Origin of the sequence: Trinickia acidisoli (assembly GCF_017315725.1) — a bacterium.
In the GTDB taxonomy this organism is placed as follows: domain Bacteria; phylum Pseudomonadota; class Gammaproteobacteria; order Burkholderiales; family Burkholderiaceae; genus Trinickia; species Trinickia acidisoli.
Genome location: NZ_JAFLRG010000002.1, coordinates 2,254,321 through 2,271,276, shown reverse-complemented (window position 1 = coordinate 2,271,276; position 16,956 = coordinate 2,254,321). Strand labels below are relative to the sequence as shown.

Annotated in this window: 14 protein-coding genes; 3 read left to right on the top strand and 11 right to left on the bottom strand. The window is 60.3% G+C overall.

Translation table 11 applies throughout. From position 1 onward, the window contains the following. Positions 1–32: 32 nt before the first annotated feature. The 3 genes from J3485_RS28400 to pruA form a co-directional block, all read right to left on the bottom strand. Entirely contained in the window at positions 33–1,097 is a 1,065-nt protein-coding gene (locus J3485_RS28400) for an ABC transporter substrate-binding protein (protein ID WP_206958057.1), read from the bottom strand. A gap of 70 nt (positions 1,098–1,167) precedes the next feature. Next, positions 1,168–2,244, bottom strand: coding sequence for an ABC transporter ATP-binding protein (locus J3485_RS28395; RefSeq protein ID WP_206958055.1), 1,077 nt, complete (start codon positions 2,242–2,244; stop codon positions 1,168–1,170). Between the two features lie 44 nt (positions 2,245–2,288). After that, positions 2,289–3,896 carry an L-glutamate gamma-semialdehyde dehydrogenase gene (gene pruA / locus J3485_RS28390; protein WP_242538967.1) on the bottom strand — a complete coding sequence of 536 codons (1,608 nt, stop codon included), beginning with the start codon at positions 3,894–3,896 and terminating at the stop codon, positions 2,289–2,291. 619 nt (positions 3,897–4,515) lie between these two features. On the opposite strand from pruA, the gene betI reads away from it, so the two are divergent. Both betI and J3485_RS28380 read left to right on the top strand, forming a co-directional pair. After that, positions 4,516–5,172, top strand: coding sequence for a transcriptional regulator BetI (betI, locus tag J3485_RS28385; protein ID WP_206958051.1), 657 nt, complete (start codon positions 4,516–4,518; stop codon positions 5,170–5,172). 206 nt (positions 5,173–5,378) lie between these two features. Then, positions 5,379–6,521 carry an FAD-binding oxidoreductase gene (locus J3485_RS28380; RefSeq protein ID WP_206958049.1) on the top strand — a complete coding sequence of 381 codons (1,143 nt, stop codon included), beginning with the start codon at positions 5,379–5,381 and terminating at the stop codon, positions 6,519–6,521. A gap of 22 nt (positions 6,522–6,543) precedes the next feature. On the opposite strand, the gene J3485_RS28375 is transcribed toward J3485_RS28380, so the two are convergent. Next, positions 6,544–7,464 carry a LysR substrate-binding domain-containing protein gene (locus J3485_RS28375; RefSeq protein ID WP_206958047.1) on the bottom strand — a complete coding sequence of 307 codons (921 nt, stop codon included), beginning with the start codon at positions 7,462–7,464 and terminating at the stop codon, positions 6,544–6,546. Between the two features lie 292 nt (positions 7,465–7,756). Here J3485_RS28375 and J3485_RS28370 point away from each other — a divergent pair, with 292 nt between their 5' ends. Further along, positions 7,757–9,016 (top strand): aromatic ring-hydroxylating oxygenase subunit alpha, encoded by a 1,260-nt coding sequence (locus J3485_RS28370; protein WP_206958045.1) that lies wholly within the window; start codon positions 7,757–7,759, stop codon positions 9,014–9,016. Positions 9,017–9,044: 28 nt separating this feature from the next. Here the strand turns inward: J3485_RS28370 and J3485_RS28365 are convergent, their stop codons facing one another. The 7 genes from J3485_RS28365 to J3485_RS28335 all read right to left on the bottom strand — a co-directional run bounded on the left by J3485_RS28365 (position 9,045) and on the right by J3485_RS28335 (position 16,948). Then, positions 9,045–10,079, bottom strand: coding sequence for a LysR family transcriptional regulator (locus tag J3485_RS28365; RefSeq protein ID WP_242538966.1), 1,035 nt, complete (start codon positions 10,077–10,079; stop codon positions 9,045–9,047). Positions 10,080–10,126: 47 nt separating this feature from the next. Further along, positions 10,127–10,990 carry an N-formylglutamate amidohydrolase gene (locus J3485_RS28360; RefSeq protein ID WP_242538964.1) on the bottom strand — a complete coding sequence of 288 codons (864 nt, stop codon included), beginning with the start codon at positions 10,988–10,990 and terminating at the stop codon, positions 10,127–10,129. Positions 10,991–11,259: 269 nt separating this feature from the next. Next, the gene (locus J3485_RS28355) at positions 11,260–12,852 is read right to left on the bottom strand and encodes a methyl-accepting chemotaxis protein (protein ID WP_206958043.1); all 1,593 of its coding nucleotides are present in this window, start codon (positions 12,850–12,852) and stop codon (positions 11,260–11,262) included. A gap of 63 nt (positions 12,853–12,915) precedes the next feature. Continuing rightward, positions 12,916–13,197: a hypothetical protein gene (locus J3485_RS28350; protein WP_242538963.1), complete on the bottom strand. Its 282-nt coding sequence runs from the start codon at positions 13,195–13,197 to the stop codon at positions 12,916–12,918. 30 nt (positions 13,198–13,227) lie between these two features. Next, positions 13,228–14,754: a UxaA family hydrolase gene (locus J3485_RS28345; protein WP_206958041.1), complete on the bottom strand. Its 1,527-nt coding sequence runs from the start codon at positions 14,752–14,754 to the stop codon at positions 13,228–13,230. Between the two features lie 15 nt (positions 14,755–14,769). Beyond that, the gene (locus J3485_RS28340) at positions 14,770–15,906 is read right to left on the bottom strand and encodes a mannitol dehydrogenase family protein (RefSeq protein ID WP_206958039.1); all 1,137 of its coding nucleotides are present in this window, start codon (positions 15,904–15,906) and stop codon (positions 14,770–14,772) included. A gap of 31 nt (positions 15,907–15,937) precedes the next feature. Beyond that, positions 15,938–16,948, bottom strand: a complete 1,011-nt coding sequence (locus tag J3485_RS28335) for a zinc-binding alcohol dehydrogenase family protein (protein ID WP_206958037.1) — start codon at positions 16,946–16,948, stop codon at positions 15,938–15,940. Positions 16,949–16,956: the final 8 nt, after the last annotated feature.

Below are 16,956 nucleotides of genomic sequence, written 5' to 3'. Positions count from 1 at the left end.
GCCCTCCTCGTCGATACAACAACAGAAAGCGATTACTTTTGGCTGAGCCAGACGGCAAACCGCTGATTCAGATCGTCCGTGTGGTCGGCCCAGAACTCGGTGTCGACATGAACGGCGCCTTTCTGGTTGGCCGGCGCTGTCGGCAGATACGGCACGACCTTCGCATCGATCATCGGGATAGCCGATTTGCGCGCCGGGCCATAGGCCGTCAGCGGTGCGAGCTTCGCGAGCACGTCGGCCTGCGTCGCATAGCGGACGAAGTCCTGAGCGGCTTTCGGATCCTTCGCGCCCTTCACGATCGCATAGCCTTCGACGTTTTCGATCTGGCCATCCCATAGGAAGCCGAACGGCTTTTTGTCGGTGATCATCGCGCTGTAAATGCGACCGTTATAGGCGCTCGTCATCGTCACTTCGCCATCCGCGAGCAGTTGCGCCGGCTGCGCGCCCGTTTCCCACCAGACGATCGACGACTTGATCGTGTCGAGCTTCTTGAACGCGCGATCCAAGCCGGCCGGCGTCGCGAGCACCTTGTAGACATCGCTTGGCGCCACGCCATCGGCGAGCAGCGCCCACTCGAGCGCGCCCTCGGGCGACTTGCGCAGCCCACGCTTGCCGGGGAAATCCTTCAGGTCGAAGAAATCCGCGATCTTCGTCGGCTCATGTCCCTTGAACTTGCTCGTGTTGTAGGTGATGAGCGTGGACCACGTGATGTTGCCGGCCAGGCAATCGGACAATCCGCCCGAGACGAAATCGTCTTTCGCCGGCGTGCCGTCCTTCGCGGGGGCCAGGCTCGCAGGGTTGATCTTTTCGAGCAAACCTTCGTCGCACGCGCGAATCGCGTCGGCCATCTGCATGTCGACGACATCCCACGTGACGTTGTGGGTCTGAACCTGGGCGCGAAGCTGTGCGATGCCACCGTTATAGGTGTCCGTCTTCAGTTCGACGCCCGACTTCTGAGCGAAAGGCTTGACGGCGGTTTGTTCCTGCGCGTCCTGCCATGCCCCACCCCATGAAACGAAGGTCAGTTGCGTCGCCGACGCGGACGTGGCGATACATCCTGAAATAATCAGTAGTCCTAACAATTTCTTGCGCTTCATCATCCCGCTCCGTCAAAGAGAAATACCCGAATGCCCAGTACGACGTCCCCGACTGGGTCTACTGCAACCCCTACTGCAAAGCTCGACACGCGTCGGCCATCCAGCCGACGTCGACCGATTCGCCGATCCGCAACTGGCGTGCGGCGCCGTCATTGGGTAGCTTCACGATGAAGTCGTTACGCCCGCACACCTGCATGACGACACGGAGGTGATCCCCGTAATAGATCAAATCCTTGACTCCACCGTTGAACACGTTGTCGCATGCGCTTGCCTGCGCGCCGACGACGATTCGCTCCGGCCGCAGCGACACGCTTGCGTTACTCGACGCGCGCAGGGCAGCGCCCGCGCTCGCGACGATGCGATGTCCGCCGTCGAGTTGGACCGTGCAGCGTTGCTGATCGACCGAAGCGATGGTCCCCTTCAGCTCGTTGCTCTCTCCGATGAAACGCGCGACGAACGCGTTTTCGGGCTGCTCGTAGAGTTCGGGCGGCGAGGCGAGTTGCTGGATGACACCGTTATTGAAGACCGCGATGCGATCGGACATCGTCATCGCTTCGCCTTGGTCGTGCGTCACATAGACGACGGTGAGCCCGCTCTGTTCGTGAATCTGCTTGATTTCATACTGCATCTGCTCGCGCAGTTGCTTGTCGAGCGCACCGAGCGGCTCATCCATCAGCACGAGCGCGGGCTCGAACACGAGTGCGCGCGCGACGGCAACCCGCTGCTGCTGACCGCCGGAAAGCTGGCCGGGCATGCGATTGGCGAACTTATCCATGTTCACCATATGCAAGGCCCGCTTCACCTTCCGCGCGATCTCGTCTTTCGGCAGCTTGCGAACCCGCAGCGGAAACGCAAGATTTTCGGCAACCGATTTATGCGGAAATAGCGCGTAGCTTTGAAACACCATGCCGATGTTGCGTCGCTCCGGGGGGATGCGATTGATCGGTTTCCCCTGAAGAAGGATCTCGCCATGCGTGGCGGTTTCGAACCCCGCCAGCATCATGAGACAGGTCGTCTTGCCCGACCCCGACGGCCCGAGCATCGTCAGAAACTCACCCTCGCAAATCTCGAGGTTGAGATTCTTCACAACGAGCGTTTCGCCGTCGTAGGTCTTCTGGACGTTTTTGAAAGAGACAATCGTCGACATCGCCATTCCTCAGGGTTCTTCGATTCAGAGGCCGTTGCGACTCATCAAGCGCCGAACTGCCACTCGCGCGTGGGCAAATACGTTTCCTTCACCACGCGAGGCGAAGCCCAACGCAGCAGGTTCAGGTACGAGCCCGCCTTGTCGTTCGTGCCGCTCGCGCGGCCGCCGCCGAACGGTTGCTGGCCGATCATCGCGCCGGTCGGCTTGTCGTTCAGATAGAGGTTGCCGGCCGCATTGATGAGCACGCTTTCGGCTTGATGCAACGCGAACCTGTCCGTGCAGAAGATCGAACCGGTGAGCGCGTAAGGGCTCGTCGAATCGATGAGCGTGAGCGTGTCGCCCCACGCGTTGTCGTCGTAGACGAACACCGACAGCACGGGGCCGAACAGTTCGTCCTTCATGAGCGCATGCTTCGGATCGCTGACCTGCAGGACTGTCGGTTCGACGAACCAGCCCGGTTCGGACCAGGTCCGGCCGCCCGAGATCACGGTGACGGCCGCATCATCCTTCGCGGCTGCGAGCACGCTGGACAGCTTGTGATGCGACGCCTGCGAAATGACCGCACCCATGAACGTATCGAGGTCGGCCACGTCGCCCACCTTCAGCGCGGCCAATCGATCGCGCAATTGCCGGCTCACTTCGCCCCACAGGCTGCGCGGGATATACGCGCGCGACGCTGCGCTGCACTTTTGCCCCTGATACCCGAACGCGCCGCGGATCAGCGCGATCGCAACTTCCGCCGCGTTGGCCGACGGGTGGGCGAGCACGAAGTCCTTGCCGCCCGTCTCGCCGACGATGCGCGGAATGGTCCGGAAGCGATCGACCTTGGACGCCACGCCCTTCCAAAGCGATTGAAAAACAGCAGACGAGCCCGTGAAGTGAATTCCGGCAAGATCGGGCGACGACATCACCGCGCGCGTCGTCATCTCCGCCTCGCCCGGCACGAAGTTGATGACGCCGGGCGGCAGGCCGGCTTCCTCGAGCGCTTCGAAAAAGATGTAATTCGCGAGCGCCGACTTCTCCGATGGCTTCCAAAGAACGGTATTGCCCATGATCGCGGGCGCCGTCGTCAAGTTCGCGCCGATCGCCGTGAAGTTGAACGGTGAAACGGCGTAGACGAAGCCTTCGAGCGGACGCCAATCCGCACGGTTGACGGCAGTCGGCACCGACATCGGCTGCTCGGCGTAGACACGCTGCGCGTTGTAGGCGTTGAAACGCAGGAAGTCCATGAGTTCGCACGCACTATCCGGCTCAGCCTCGTCGATCGTCTTGCTCTGGCCGAGCATCGTGGCCGCGTTGATCTTCATGCGCAGGCGCGTGCCCACGATCTGAGCGGCACGATGCAAAATCGTGGCGCGGCTCGCGTGCGTCAGACTCGCCCAATCGCGAGCGACCGCTTTGGAACACGCGATCGCTTCAGTCACTTGCGCTTGCGTGGGGCGATGGATTCGAGCGAGCAGACGTTGCGTGTCGTGCGGCGCGCGCACTTCGACGACGTCGTCCGAGAAATACCGCTTTCCTCCGATGACTGTCGGAATCTCGACCACTTCGCGTACCGCGAGCGCCTGGCTCAATTCGGCTGCCGCAGCCGTTCCCTTGCCGAAGTGGACTTCCGGCTCGTTCGCCGGCAACGGAAATTGTGGACCTGACATCACGCTAACTCCTTAAGGAAGAACTTTCGGACGACATACCGAACAAGCCGAGCCCCATTTATCGGGTTTTCCCTTACCAGATAAGGCTTTGCGCCCGATGGGCCCGGTGAAAAAGCTGCGCTTGCAGCTTAGTTGCCGCAAAGCGGACGGCTTCTTGTTTAAACCGGACTTATGCTGAGGATCGGTCGCTGTTATGCACTGATCAATCGTTCAATATTTTTCGACTCAATCTGGCAACAACGGTACTACTCGCCCTCGTTCGATCTCTTCCTTGCGCACACCCTTGCATTTGTGCTGAACAAACGTTCAACATAAATTCAACTAACGCGAACTATATATGCAAATCCGACGAGATGAAGAGGGAAGACACCTCCGTATTTTCCCCAATCTCACTCATTTCACGGGAAATTTACGGGTAAACACGCACTCACGGCGAGATATTTAAGCATGAACATCTGTTCAGCATTCACTGATACCAATTCGAGCGAGGCGATGACAAGAGATTGAACGTTTGCTCAAACTCACTTCATTCCGATGTACCATTCCTGCCATCCTGTGCCACGCGAATGCCGCACTGAAGCGTTCTCGCCGGCTCGGCCCCTACGACGAAGGAACGAAGATGCAGCAAACGAGCTCGGCGCCGTCATCCACGAGCGATGCGAGAAAGGACGACACGGCCCACTACGAAGGCATGCGTCTGCGGCTCATCGAGTCGACGCTCGAGGTGGTAGGTCAAGTCGGGCTGGAGAACCTCACGATCCGCAAGGTCAGCGAGCATGCGGGCGTGTCGGTCGGGCTCGTGCATCATCACTTCGAGAACAAGAGCAACCTCGTCTACAAGACGTTCGTCCATCTGATTCGGCGAGTCCGAGATCAATTGACGGCAGGCCGGCGCGGCATCGCCGATCCCGTCGAGCGAATGAAGTTCACGGCCGATATGTGTTTCAGCGATGAAGTCATGAGCCCCGGTGCCGCGAATGTCTGGCCGCACATGTGGAGTTCGTCCGCGCACGACGAAGAGGTGCAACGCCTATGCGCCGCATTCTCGCGGCGGCTTCGATCGAACTTCATCTTCGACTTGAGACAGGCCGGCTGCGACCGGACGATCGCGACCATCCACGCCATTCAGGCAATGGCGTTGGTGCATGGCCTATGGATAGAACATCGCGTTGCCGCAACGATCTCGATCGAAGAGGTCCTTGGTGTGTTTCATGGCGTCATCGACGACGCGACACGGCGCGTCTGGCGGATGAACCTCGATCGGCCGCGTCATTAGGCGCGCGCGACGCATAACCTAATGTAATAGCGCCCTGAAAATAAAGCGCATTGACGCTACCTCTGCCCCGCACCAATACTCGAATCACAGCGAAGGCACGCTGAACGGCGTCCTACTTTCGCGATTCACGACAATGCACGTTGAGCCGTTCACGCGCAGGTAGGCAGCCGCATGATCGCGCAAGGCGTCCCAACTGAATTGAAGCTATGAACTCGGTAGAAAGAATGTTCGTCCCTGCGCAGGAAGCGGAAGATCGACTCTCGAGCACGCGTACATGGGAGAGCAGTGCGACGCTTTGGGCGAGCAGCGAGGAACAGATCCTGACATGTTGTCGTGTGGTTGACGAGACCCACGACGTCAAAAGCTTTGAATTCCGCGTGGGCGACGGCTCACCGGTTCGCTTCGAACCGGGCCAATTCATGACCGTGTCGGCAAACGTACAAGGCCAGTTGGTCCAGCGCTGCTACACGATTTCCTCTCCACCGACGCGTCCCTATCTGCTGTCGATCACCGTGAAGCGAGTGCCGGGCGGCACCGTGTCGAACTGGCTTCACGACAATATGAAACCCGGCATGCAGTTACGCGCGTACGGTCCGTCCGGCAGCTTCACGCCCACATCGGCCCCGGCTGCGAAATCGCTCTACCTGTCCGCCGGTTCAGGGGTAACGCCGCTGATGTCGATGACGCGTGCGAGCATCGATCTTGGGCTAGACCGCGACGTCGTATTCGTTCATAGCGCCAGGACACCGGCGGATATCGTTTTTCGAAAGGAGTTGGAAAGACTCGTAGCGCTATCTCCTCGCCTACGCACGTTCTTCCTTTGCGAAGGCATCGGAGACGAAAGCAATTGGCCGGGGCCCACGGGTCGGCTCAGTCTGCAGCTTCTTTCCGAGTGGGTGCCGGACTACATCGAGCGCGAAGTCTTCACGTGCGGCCCCGCGGGCTACATGAGCGCCGTGCGCACATTGCTCCGCGAAGGTGGGCACGACCCGGTGCGCTACCACCAAGAAAGCTTCGATTTCTCCGCGGACGCGGCGGCTGCGAAACAGGCAGAACCTGCCACTCCGAAAAGCGATGCGTCCCAAGAGACCTTCACCGTGAAGCTCTCGCGTTCCGCGAAGACGTTCACGATGAGCGCTTCCGAAACCGTGCTCGCCGCTGCAAAAAAGGCTGGCGTCGCGATCCCCTCGTCTTGCAGCCAAGGCATATGCGGCACATGCAAGACCAAGATACTCGAAGGCGAGGTCGACATGAAACACAACGGCGGCATCCGCGATCGAGAAATCCAGAAGGGATTCCGATTGCTCTGTTGCAGCCGCCCGATGTCGGATTTGGTGCTCGAGCGCTAACTCATCGGCAAGAACGCGCGACTCAGCAAATAGGCGCGTCTTCGCGCAACCACTCGATCAATCGCGTAACGGCCGGCGTGATCGTTCGGCCGTGAGGGACGATGACGTAGTAGGCATCGCGCGGTTTGCACGATACGGCCGTCAAGCGCACCAGGTCGCCCGCTTCGAGCAAGTCGTGTACGAGCCGGCTCCACCCGAGCGCGACGCCTTGGCCATACCTTGCCGCCTGAACGGCATCCGTGTACAGACTGCTGCGAAGCACGTAGTTCAGCCTGGCCGGACGATGGCCCGCCGATCGAAACCACGCGTCCCAGCCCATCCATCCTTCGTACGTGGAATCGGATTCGATGAGCGGCAAAGCGGCAAGCGCCTCGAGTGATTCCGATATTTCGTTCTCCTCACGAAAACCGGGCGAGCAGACGGGAAATATCTCTTCATCGAACAACAAGGCGGACGTACCGTCGTCCCAGTTGCCGTCGCCATAGCGCACCGCAACATCGACCTCGACGTGACGAAGGTCGGCCGTAAACATTTGCGTGGTCAATCGCAACTGCAAGGGCGGATCGAGTTGCTTCAGGTTCGGAAGCCTCGGCAGCAATCGTAGTTGCGCGAACGGCGCCGTCGACGCCAGCACGAGTTCCTGCTGCTCCGCACCGATCGACAGACGATCGAACACACCGGCAATCTTCTGCATCGATTCGGCCACAACGACATAGAGCGCCTCGCCCTCGTTGGTGAGCGCGATCGAGCGATGCAAGCGATGGAACAGGCGCACGCCCAGCGCTTCCTCGAGAAACCGCACTTGCCGGCTGACCGCGGCCTGGGTCACCCCCAACTCGGTCGCGGCGCGGGTAAAGCTACCCAAGCGGGCCACCGCCTCGAATTCGACCAGCGCCGTCAAGGACGGCACGATACGTCGATACCCCTTCGTTCCCTTTTCCATCTTTGCCCGCTCGTTGTCCCGATTCGAAGTCCGATTCGATCCCCCCTCCCGCTGCGAAATCCTCTGTTCAAACGCCCTATCAGTCAAGTCGGATAGGCGTAGGCATCGCATCCTGAACCGCACCGGATCGTGGAGGCGAGGGAGAGGCTACAGCCGCCTCGTCCGGCACTGCATAACTTAATGTAATGCGATGTGAAAAATAAAGCGCGTTGACGCTACCCATCGCCACTCCAATACTCGGCACATAGCTCGATGCAAAACATTGCAAAAAACAACCTACTGGAGGCACACGATGCCCGTCATTCCCATCAAGACCCACCGCGAACTGCTCGATAGCCGGCAACCCGGATGCGGGATGCCCGGCGAGCTTTTTGGACGACAAGACGTGTTCGAGACGGACATGGATGTCTTTTTCCACAAACTCTGGATTCTCGTTGCGGTAACGGCCGACGTGCCCGAGCCTGGCGATGTATACGCGATCGATATCGGCAAAGCCTCGATCTTGATCGTGCGCGATGACGACGAAAACGTCCGCGCGTACCGAAACATCTGCCGGCATCGTGGCTCGCGCCTCATGAAGAACGCCGGCAAGGCCAGCGTCGGCATGCTGGTTTGCCCGTATCACCAGTGGACGTACGACTTGGACGGCAGCCTGCGTCACACGTCGCATATGGGCAAGGAGTTCGACGCGAATTGTCGAAGCCTGATCCCGGTCCATATCAAGGTGGTCGGTGCGCATATCTTCGTTTGCCTTGCGGATGAAGCGCCCGAGGATTTCTCGAAGCTCGAGACGGCCATGACGCCGCGATTCGCGCCGCACGACATGCAGCGCACGAAGATCGCGTACGAGATGGAGATCATCGAGAACGGCAATTGGAAGCTCGTCATGGAAAACAACCGTGAGTGCTACCACTGCGGCGCCACGCATCCGGAACTCACTCAATCGTTCCTTGCGCACGACTTCGGCTTCTGCCCCGACGGGCAAAGCGAAGCCGCGCTGCACGATTACGAGCAGTACCTCGCGCACAATGCCACCCGCAAAGAAGAGTGGGAGAAGGACGGGTATCTTTGCGAATTGTTCGAATCGCTCGACGAAAGCGTCGAAACGAATTTCCGTTCGCAGCGGCTCGTGATCGCCGGGGCCGGCGAATCGCAGACGATGGACACCAAGGTCGCGAGCACGAAGCTGCTGGGCAACTTACAACGCCGCGATCTCGGCGACGTACACATGTGGGGGCATCATTCCTGGACGCACGTGATGAGCGACCACGCGGTTGTCGCAACCGCCATTCCGATCGCACCGGACAAGACACGGGTGCGCACGGTGTGGCTGGTGCATGAAGATGCGATAGAAGGTGTCGACTACGATCTGCAAACGCTGACCGAAGTGTGGGTCGCCACCACTCAGCAGGACGCGGAACTCGTCGGCAACACGCACAGCGGGACGCAAGACCCGGGCTACGTTCCGGGCCCCTTCTCGCAGTACACGGAAGGCGAGCTCGAACAATTTGCGCGTTGGTATGACGCACGCCTCAAGGCGCACGGCGTGTAGCGCAATGCCGAATCGTTAGCCCGTCTGCCTACTCTTCGTCGGGTAGGCAAATTTCTTCCGGCTTCAACGAAAGCGCCTTCGCGATGTCGCGCGACACCTGACGCTCGAACGACTGCCGAAGCATCTCGTACATGTCGGCCGGCAGATGGCCCAGTTCGTTTTCGCGAAACGCCAGGAAGAACGAACGGCTCAACCTTTGATAGGGCCGCCCGTGATGAGAAAACGACGACAGCGGCACCACGCGGAGATCAGGCACGTAGTGCCTGGATTGCCACAGACATAACGGCGTCGTCACGGCGAAGCCCAGGCCCGCAGCGACGAGACTCAGCATGGGATCGGTGGCGTCGAATTCGCATGTCCGCTCGACGTTGTCCGCGTTCGACGCCAGATAGGCATCGATGTGCTGCCCGATCACCGAGCGAGCGCTATAGCGGATGAACGGTAGGTTTCGACTCAGATCGGCAAGCGTGGTGAATCGGTCGACTTCGAAACTCGCCGGCAATACGACGAAATACGGCTCCGAAAACAGCTTCTGCCGACGGATGCCCGGCGCTTGGGAAATGCCATTGGTCGTTATCGCCATATCGAGTTGGCGCGACTCGAACTGCGCATCGAGCGTTGGCGTAATGCCGGACCACAAGCGAATTTGGTGCGACGTACCTGATAGCGCCTTGATGATGATCGGCCCGATCGTCGCTGCGAATGAATCGACGCATCCGAGCCGCACCACCACACGTTTCGCGCGCGTGACGTTGCGCACGCTCTCCACCATCTCGTCGGCACCTCTGAGCAGCACCGTAGCGTGCTCGAACAAGCGCTGACCCGCCGCGGTCGGCCGAGCCGGGCGCGTCGTACGATCGAGCAGCGTCGTATCCAATAACGTCTCGAGCGCCTTGATGCGCTGCGAAACACCGGCCTGCGATATGGCGAGCCGATCGGCGGCGTCGGAGATCGAGCCGGCCTCGACGACGGCTACCCAGCTCGCCAAAAGGCTCCAGTCGGGATATGGGTCGGGTACGCTCTCTTTCATGGTCTGCTGTGCGGTGACATCGGAATGTAGCATGGATGCCCCGGCGAATTGAAGGCTGAAGCGGAAGACTCTCCGAATGGTTAATTTGCGCTGTCACGCGCCGGCATCGCAAGGCGTGCGGCGTCTTGCGATGCCGGCAACGCACGCAGCGCACGTTCGAGCGCGGCAAACAAGGCGGCCACCGATGCGGCGAACTCCTCACCGCTCGGCCCGAGTTGCACTTGCCGTTCGAAATCCGCGCGCCAGCGGCCCGCGATTTCGACTTCCATGGCGTGGATACCGCCTTCGGGCAAGCCATAGTGCTCGGCCGCGAATACGTCGGCAACCCTACCGTTGACCACCCAAGAGTGACCGTCCGCCTTGACCTGCTCCGTCAGCGCCGATACCAGCCGCCGATCGCAGGCCCTACCGCGCGCCGTGCCGATATTGCAGTCGGAGGTGGCGAGTTGGTCGCGATAGGGCGATAGCCAGAAACTTGCATGAAATACGAGTAGGAGAACGTTGTCGTGCAGCTTTCTCAAGCGAGTCAGTTCTGACGAGACCGCCGCATGAAAGGGAAGCCAATGCGCTTGCACGCGTGCCGCCACCTCCTCGTCCGACGGCTCGCAACCCGGAGCATACAGTGCTTGCCCCCGCGCCGTATGAGTGCGACATAGCCCTTTGCGATCCACGCGGTGCGGCAGCGGCCGCTCGACGGCCGCCACGTTCAGATCGATCACGCAGGGGTGATAGCACGCCGAGATCGATGAAACACCGCAGCTCGGTGCCGCCGTTTGCACCGCCATTCCCGCGGGATCGGCAGCGCGTTCCGGAACGTCCCGCCAAGCGGGATAGGCGAGCAGATCGGCAGGGACGAAGACACCCGTATGAGGCGTCACGACGAGGATCGGCGAGTCGGCCCGAAAGATCTGCCCGTAATCGAAGTTCTGCACGAAGTTACGCATCGCGGGGCCCTCTGGTTCGCATCGAACTGCGTTCGCTTACCTATACGCGCAACGTATCGATGTCTGAACAAACGTAGATGAACCCCAAGGTAGCGGCACGCGTATCGCGAACCCCAATCGTAAGCGCCGCTTAATCTGTCTATAAGGCGCGCTTAAGTACCGTCTTTTGTAGCGCCCGTCGCCTTCGATTCTCATGCTGCGCACGGGCCGAACGCCCCTTGCCGGATGATGACGCAGCGGCATCCTTCACGGCACTCGCGTACAGGCATTCATTCCTTAGTAAGGGGAGTCGAGTCTGACACCGCACCGCCCGAAATCAGTTTGAACACCGCCACGGCATCGATGAGCACCGACGCTTCCCCTTCGAGCGACGTTGCCGCCGCGCTCACCTCTTCGACCAATGCTGCGTTCTTTTGTGTGGCCACGTCGATGTCCATGACGGCTCGATTCATCCCCTCGATACTGCCGCTTTGCACTTGGACGGCCGTGCAGATCTCGGCCGTCAATTCGCTGACCGTTTCGAACGACGACACGATGTCGCTCATCGTATGGCCCGCCCGATCGGCAAGCATGGATCCTTCGGAAATCTTGTCGACGGTCTCATCGATCAGCAGCTTGATCTCCTTCGCCGCATCCGCACAACGTTGTGCGAGGTTGCGCACTTCGTGTGCAACCACCGCGAATCCGCGCCCCAGTTCGCCGGCCCGCGCCGCCTCGACCGCGGCATTCAGAGCAAGGATGTTCGTCTGAAACGCGACGCTGTCGATCAGGCGAACGATCTCGGCAATCTTGCTCGAATGAACGGCAATGCCCTGCATGGTCCGGACCACGTCGCTCACGACCTGCCCCCCGGCCGCCGCGGTCCGCGATGCCTGCAATGCGCGTTCGCTGGCTTGACGAGCGTGTTCGGCATTGCTCTTGACGCTGGCTGTCAACTGCTTCATGTTCGCGGCGGTACGCTCCAGCGAAGCCGCCTGCTGTTCGGTACGTCGTGAGAGATCCGCGTTGCCCAATGCGATTTCCTGCGCGCCGACGCTGATCGTCTCCGTGCTATTTCTCACGCTGCGCACCATTTCGACGAGCGAATGCTGCATCGTTCCAAGATCGGTGAGCACAGCGCCCATTTCGTTGTGATACTCGACTCGCACCTCTGCGCTCAAATTGCCCGATGCGATGCGCTGAAGATGCGCCATCACCTGAGAAACGGGGCGCACCACGACGCGAATCAGCATCGCGCGCGCGAAAACGCCGAGCACGAGCGCGATCAACAACGTGATCACCAGCATGCCGGTCATCCATTGGAATCTGACTTGTGCGCTCGCATAACGCACGCGTTGACCGTCTATGACAGCACGCTCCCGCGCGTTCATACCGGCTTCATAGACCTTGGCCAGCGTTTCTGAGTCCTTACCCTGCAGCGCCTTGAAGTTGCCGAAATTCATGCTCTCCAGCGCAAGAAGGCCGGGCAGCACCACCTTGTCGAGGACAGCACGACGTTGGCTCTCGAGCAACCCCGTAGCCGCCCGTGCTTCCGGAAAGCGGGACTGCAGCGCCACGAAACGTGCGAAAGCCTGATCGGATTCGGCGATTCCCTGGCGCGCCGCCGCCAATAACGCCGGTTCGGTGTCGCCGAGCGCGTATAGCGCCTGGTAGCTATCGAGCGATACCCGCACACGTTGCAGCACGGCGTCACTGGTCTCCAGCGCGACAAGCGACTGCGTGTCGCTCTCATACATCTCGCGCAAGGCATCGTTGCTCAGCCTCAGCGCGCCGACGCCCACCATGCTCGACGCGAGCAAAATCGCGAAGAACGCGGCAATGACAATCGTGATGCTCGTACGAAAAGTGAGGCTTTTCAACATACCATTCCCTGTCGCTGCGGTCGCCCGGCGATGCGTCAAAGCGGTCATGCCCGCCGAACCTAGTTATTCAATCAAGGGTTGCTGCTGCCCGCAGAATCGCCGTTGCAGATCGATGATCGCGGGAAGCTGAAAGTCGTGAACGTCTGGAGCGGCACGGCCTTGCCGGCGGCTAAACTCGGTAGTGAGCTGCAATGCCCGCGTGCGCGTATCGGCGAGCAATACGAGTGCTTCGCCCAACAAGCGCCGCTCCAGCGCAGTCAACCCAAACTCCTGTTTGACTTCCTCAACGACAGATTCAAACGCTGCGTTATCCATCGACGCTTGTTCCCGATAGATCGTCTTCAACGACCGCGCATAACGAGCCACGTTCGCTCCCTACATAACCGCGCCCTGCAACCACGGCACGAACTCGCGATCACCCATACCGTTGACTTCGCTGCATGTTTTCTGTCCCGATGCGACGGACAACATGAGCCGAAATAGCTGCGCGCCGGCCTCTTCGACACTGAGCGATCCATCGACGATTGGGCCGCTGTTGAAGTCCATATCGGAACGCATGCGCTCGAAAAGGCTCGTGGTCGTTGCAACCTTGATCGTCGGAACCGGCTTCGAACCAAATACGGAGCCGCGTCCGGTCGTAAAACAAATCAGATTCGCACCGCCCGCGATTTGCCCGGTTGCGGACACAGGGTCATAGCCGGGCGTATCCATGAATACCAAACCGCATTCGCGTACGGCGTCGGCATAGTCGTACACGGCTTTGAGCGCGGAGCTTCCCCCCTTCGATACCGCGCCCAGTGACTTTTCAAGAATGGTCGTAATTCCACCCGCCTTGTTTCCCGGAGACGGATTATTGTTCAGTTCGCCCCCGCCTGCGGCCGCATAGCGTTCCCACCAGCGCAGCTTTTCGAGCAGACGTTCGGCCACATCGCTCGATGCGGCTCGAGCCGTCAATAGATGCTCGGCCCCGTAGATTTCCGGCGTCTCGGAGAGGATCGCCGTTCCACCATGACGCACGAGCAAGTCCACGGCGACGCCGAGCACAGGATTGGCCGTCATTCCCGAATAGCCATCGGAGCCGCCGCATTGGAGCCCTAACTTGAGTCTCGCAGCGGGCACCACCGTGCGGGTTGCACGGTTGGCCACATCGAGCAGTTCTTGGACGATTGCGACTCCGCGACTGATCGTCTCGCGGACACCGCCCTCATCCTGTATCACAAGCATTCTTGTCGGGCACGCGTCGAGCGGCGCGAGCAACTCGGCCAGCGCACCGACTTGGTTGACCTCGCAACCAAGCCCGACGAGCAGCACGCCCGCAAAGTTCGGATTCCGCGCGTAACCCGTCAGCGTGCGGCGCAACAGCGCGATGCCGTCTCCTGCCGACGGCATCGCGCATCCGCTCTGGTGCGTAATGGCGACGACGCCATCGACATTGCCGAATGCAGCCATCGCATCGCCCTTGAACGCATCGGCGATCGCATGGCAGACACTCGCCGAACAATTGACGCTCGCAATCACGCCGATGTAGTTGCGCGTTCCGACCTGGCCGCCGGGCCGCACGAAACCCATGAACGTGTCCGAACGTGCGTCCGCGCGAACCGGGCGAGGCGAATCGTCCATTGGCCGCCCGTGCTCGCGGTGTTCGGGCATGCCGACGTTATGTACGTGGACGTGCTCGCCCGCCGCGATGTCGCACAGCGCCATTCCGATGGCCTGTCGATACTTGGTGACTTGCGCGCCGCCCGCGATGTCTCGCGTTGCAATCTTGTGACCTGCGGGAACGTTCGTCAGCACGCGCACTCGATGTCCGCCTACGTCGACGTGCTCACCCTCTTCCACTGCGCGCAGCGTTACCGCCACGTTGTCGTCGTCGTGTAGAAGCACGACCATCCGATCTGTCATGGTGCCTATACCCCTTTACGAAATGAGTCCGTGTTTCGCGAGCACGCCACGCAAGCGCGGCTGGGCTGCTTGCACCGACAGCAGGTCTGCGAATTCGATCAAGGGGAGCACGCGCCTTTTAACCTTCTCGACATGGTTTTGCGCAATGTCCGCGATTCGATGATCGAGATACGGATTGATGAATCGCTCGCGCACGCTGGCTATGTAGTGCTCGGCCTGATCGCGCAAGCCCATCGCGACGAAAACCGGCAAGACTTCTTCTTGCCAGACGGTCTCGATTCCGGTGCGCAGGTGTGGATCGTTCATCGCATCGAGAACCGTTTCGGATGACGGCCGCCGCTCGGCGATCCACTGCTCCGCCAACCAACTATGGCCAAGGTTGAGAAAGAACAATTTCAATCGCTCATAACTGCGTAGGTCATCCGCTAGCACGATGTTCTCGTGCACGCACGGCAGTTCCATGCCGGGACGCCGCTCGATAGCCCAGAGCGCGTATGGCTCGGCCACTGCACCTATCGGATCGATCGGTGCGGATACGATCCGGTCTACGAGCGAATTCACCCAGACACACTGCTCCCGCAAATAGTCGACGAACGACTCGGGCAGCGCCCATTGCCGCGCAATATCGAGCACGATCTCGCGCAAGGTGTCGCCATTGTTCTCGACCAATTCGCACGGAAAAATCGACACGCCATCGAGGGCACGCTCACGCCAGCGTGAATGGAGCAACGCGAGCAGTTTCGCGGGATAGCTGCGTGGTACGGCGGCGTCATCTGCAAGCAGGCCCGATGAGTCGCGCTCATCGAGTCGATAGCCTATGTCGCCGGTGTTCGATACGATCACACGCACGTCTTCGATCGCCGCGCGGCGCACCGCCGCCCAATCTCGATCGGCAATCCAAGCCGTGCGGATGGCATCGCAAACGATGACTTTATCCACGATCCCACCGCGCTCGCTCCCGCGAATCCGAACCGGATACCCGCCCGGTCGTGAGAGCGCCGCGGCGCGCGCGTGGCTGACTGGATTCCCGGTCGTCTGAACGACGTTGATGCCCCCCATCGCATCGCCACGCTCGAGCGCCTGCGATACGAATAGGGCGACGTGCGCCAGAAGAAATCGGCTCGTGCCGAATTGAAGTATGGGTTCGCTCATGCGGCTTATCCTGACGGCTCAGTGCATCCGCTCAGCATTCCACCAAGGCTTTCACCACGGTCTGCCCCGGCTCCAGCAAACGGGGAAGCGCCTCCGGTACATCTTCAAGCCGCATGCGGTGCGTATTGAGCGCTTGATCTGGAATGCGGCCCGCGCGCATCGCCTCGAGCACAATTTCGAAATCGGCAGCGGTGGCGTTTCGGCTCGCGAGCAAAGTGGTCTCGCGCTTATGGAATTCGGGATCGGAGAACATCACCTGGCCCTGCACGATAGAGATCAACGTGTATTTGCCACCATGTGCGACAAAGCCGAAGCCGCGATTCATCGCGTCGATGTTCCCTGTTGCATCGAAGACGACATCGAAGAACTCGTTGTTCGATAGCGATGCAAGTTGCTCCGTATCAGTCGGGCCCACCGCGACAGCAGCGTCCATACCCAGTTGAGTCTTGCAAAACGCGAGACGATCGGAACGCGTATCGAGGCACGTTACGTTGGCGCCGCGCAGCTTCGCAAAGATCATGGCAGCCATGCCGATCGGGCCCGCTCCGACCACCAGTACGCGCTGATCGGGTAATACGTCGGCCCGTCGCACCGCATGCGCCCCGATCGCCAAGAATTCGAGCATCGCAGCCTGATCGAGCGTGACGCCTTCGGCTTTATGGACGAACTGCGCGGGTACGCTCAGATATTCGGTGAGCGCGCCGTCACGATGCACGCCCAGCACCTTGATGTCGACACAACAGTTGGTTTTCCCCTGACGGCACGCAATGCAGCGGCCGCATGACAAATACGGCATGACGTACACGCCGTCTCCTGGGGCCAATCCCGAGTCGTGTTCCGCTTCGACGACCACCGCGGAAAACTCGTGACCCATCACGCGCGGATACTCGAGATACGGCTGATTGCCCGTGAAAATGTGCAAATCGGTACCGCAAATTCCGACACGACACACGCGCAGCAATACTTCACCGGCGGCTCGGACTGGTGGATCGCATTGCTGCGTGCGCAGCACTCCGGGTGATTCGCAAATCACGCTAAGCATATTGATGT

Bases quoted from the DNA above. Each gene is read 5' to 3' on its own strand.
- J3485_RS28400 (WP_206958057.1), bottom strand. From the start codon at position 1,097: ATGAAGCGCAAGAAATTGTTAGGACTACTGATTATTTCAGGATGTATC.
- J3485_RS28395 (WP_206958055.1), bottom strand. From the start codon at position 2,244: ATGTCGACGATTGTCTCTTTCAAAAACGTCCAGAAGACCTACGACGGC.
- pruA (WP_242538967.1), bottom strand. From the start codon at position 3,896: ATGTCAGGTCCACAATTTCCGTTGCCGGCGAACGAGCCGGAAGTCCAC.
- betI (WP_206958051.1), top strand. From the start codon at position 4,516: ATGCAGCAAACGAGCTCGGCGCCGTCATCCACGAGCGATGCGAGAAAG.
- J3485_RS28380 (WP_206958049.1), top strand. From the start codon at position 5,379: ATGAACTCGGTAGAAAGAATGTTCGTCCCTGCGCAGGAAGCGGAAGAT.
- J3485_RS28375 (WP_206958047.1), bottom strand. From the start codon at position 7,464: ATGGAAAAGGGAACGAAGGGGTATCGACGTATCGTGCCGTCCTTGACG.
- J3485_RS28370 (WP_206958045.1), top strand. From the start codon at position 7,757: ATGCCCGTCATTCCCATCAAGACCCACCGCGAACTGCTCGATAGCCGG.
- J3485_RS28365 (WP_242538966.1), bottom strand. From the start codon at position 10,079: ATGCTACATTCCGATGTCACCGCACAGCAGACCATGAAAGAGAGCGTA.
- J3485_RS28360 (WP_242538964.1), bottom strand. From the start codon at position 10,990: ATGCGTAACTTCGTGCAGAACTTCGATTACGGGCAGATCTTTCGGGCC.
- J3485_RS28355 (WP_206958043.1), bottom strand. From the start codon at position 12,852: ATGTTGAAAAGCCTCACTTTTCGTACGAGCATCACGATTGTCATTGCC.
- J3485_RS28345 (WP_206958041.1), bottom strand. From the start codon at position 14,754: ATGACAGATCGGATGGTCGTGCTTCTACACGACGACGACAACGTGGCG.
- J3485_RS28340 (WP_206958039.1), bottom strand. From the start codon at position 15,906: ATGAGCGAACCCATACTTCAATTCGGCACGAGCCGATTTCTTCTGGCG.
- J3485_RS28335 (WP_206958037.1), bottom strand. From the start codon at position 16,948: ATGCTTAGCGTGATTTGCGAATCACCCGGAGTGCTGCGCACGCAGCAA.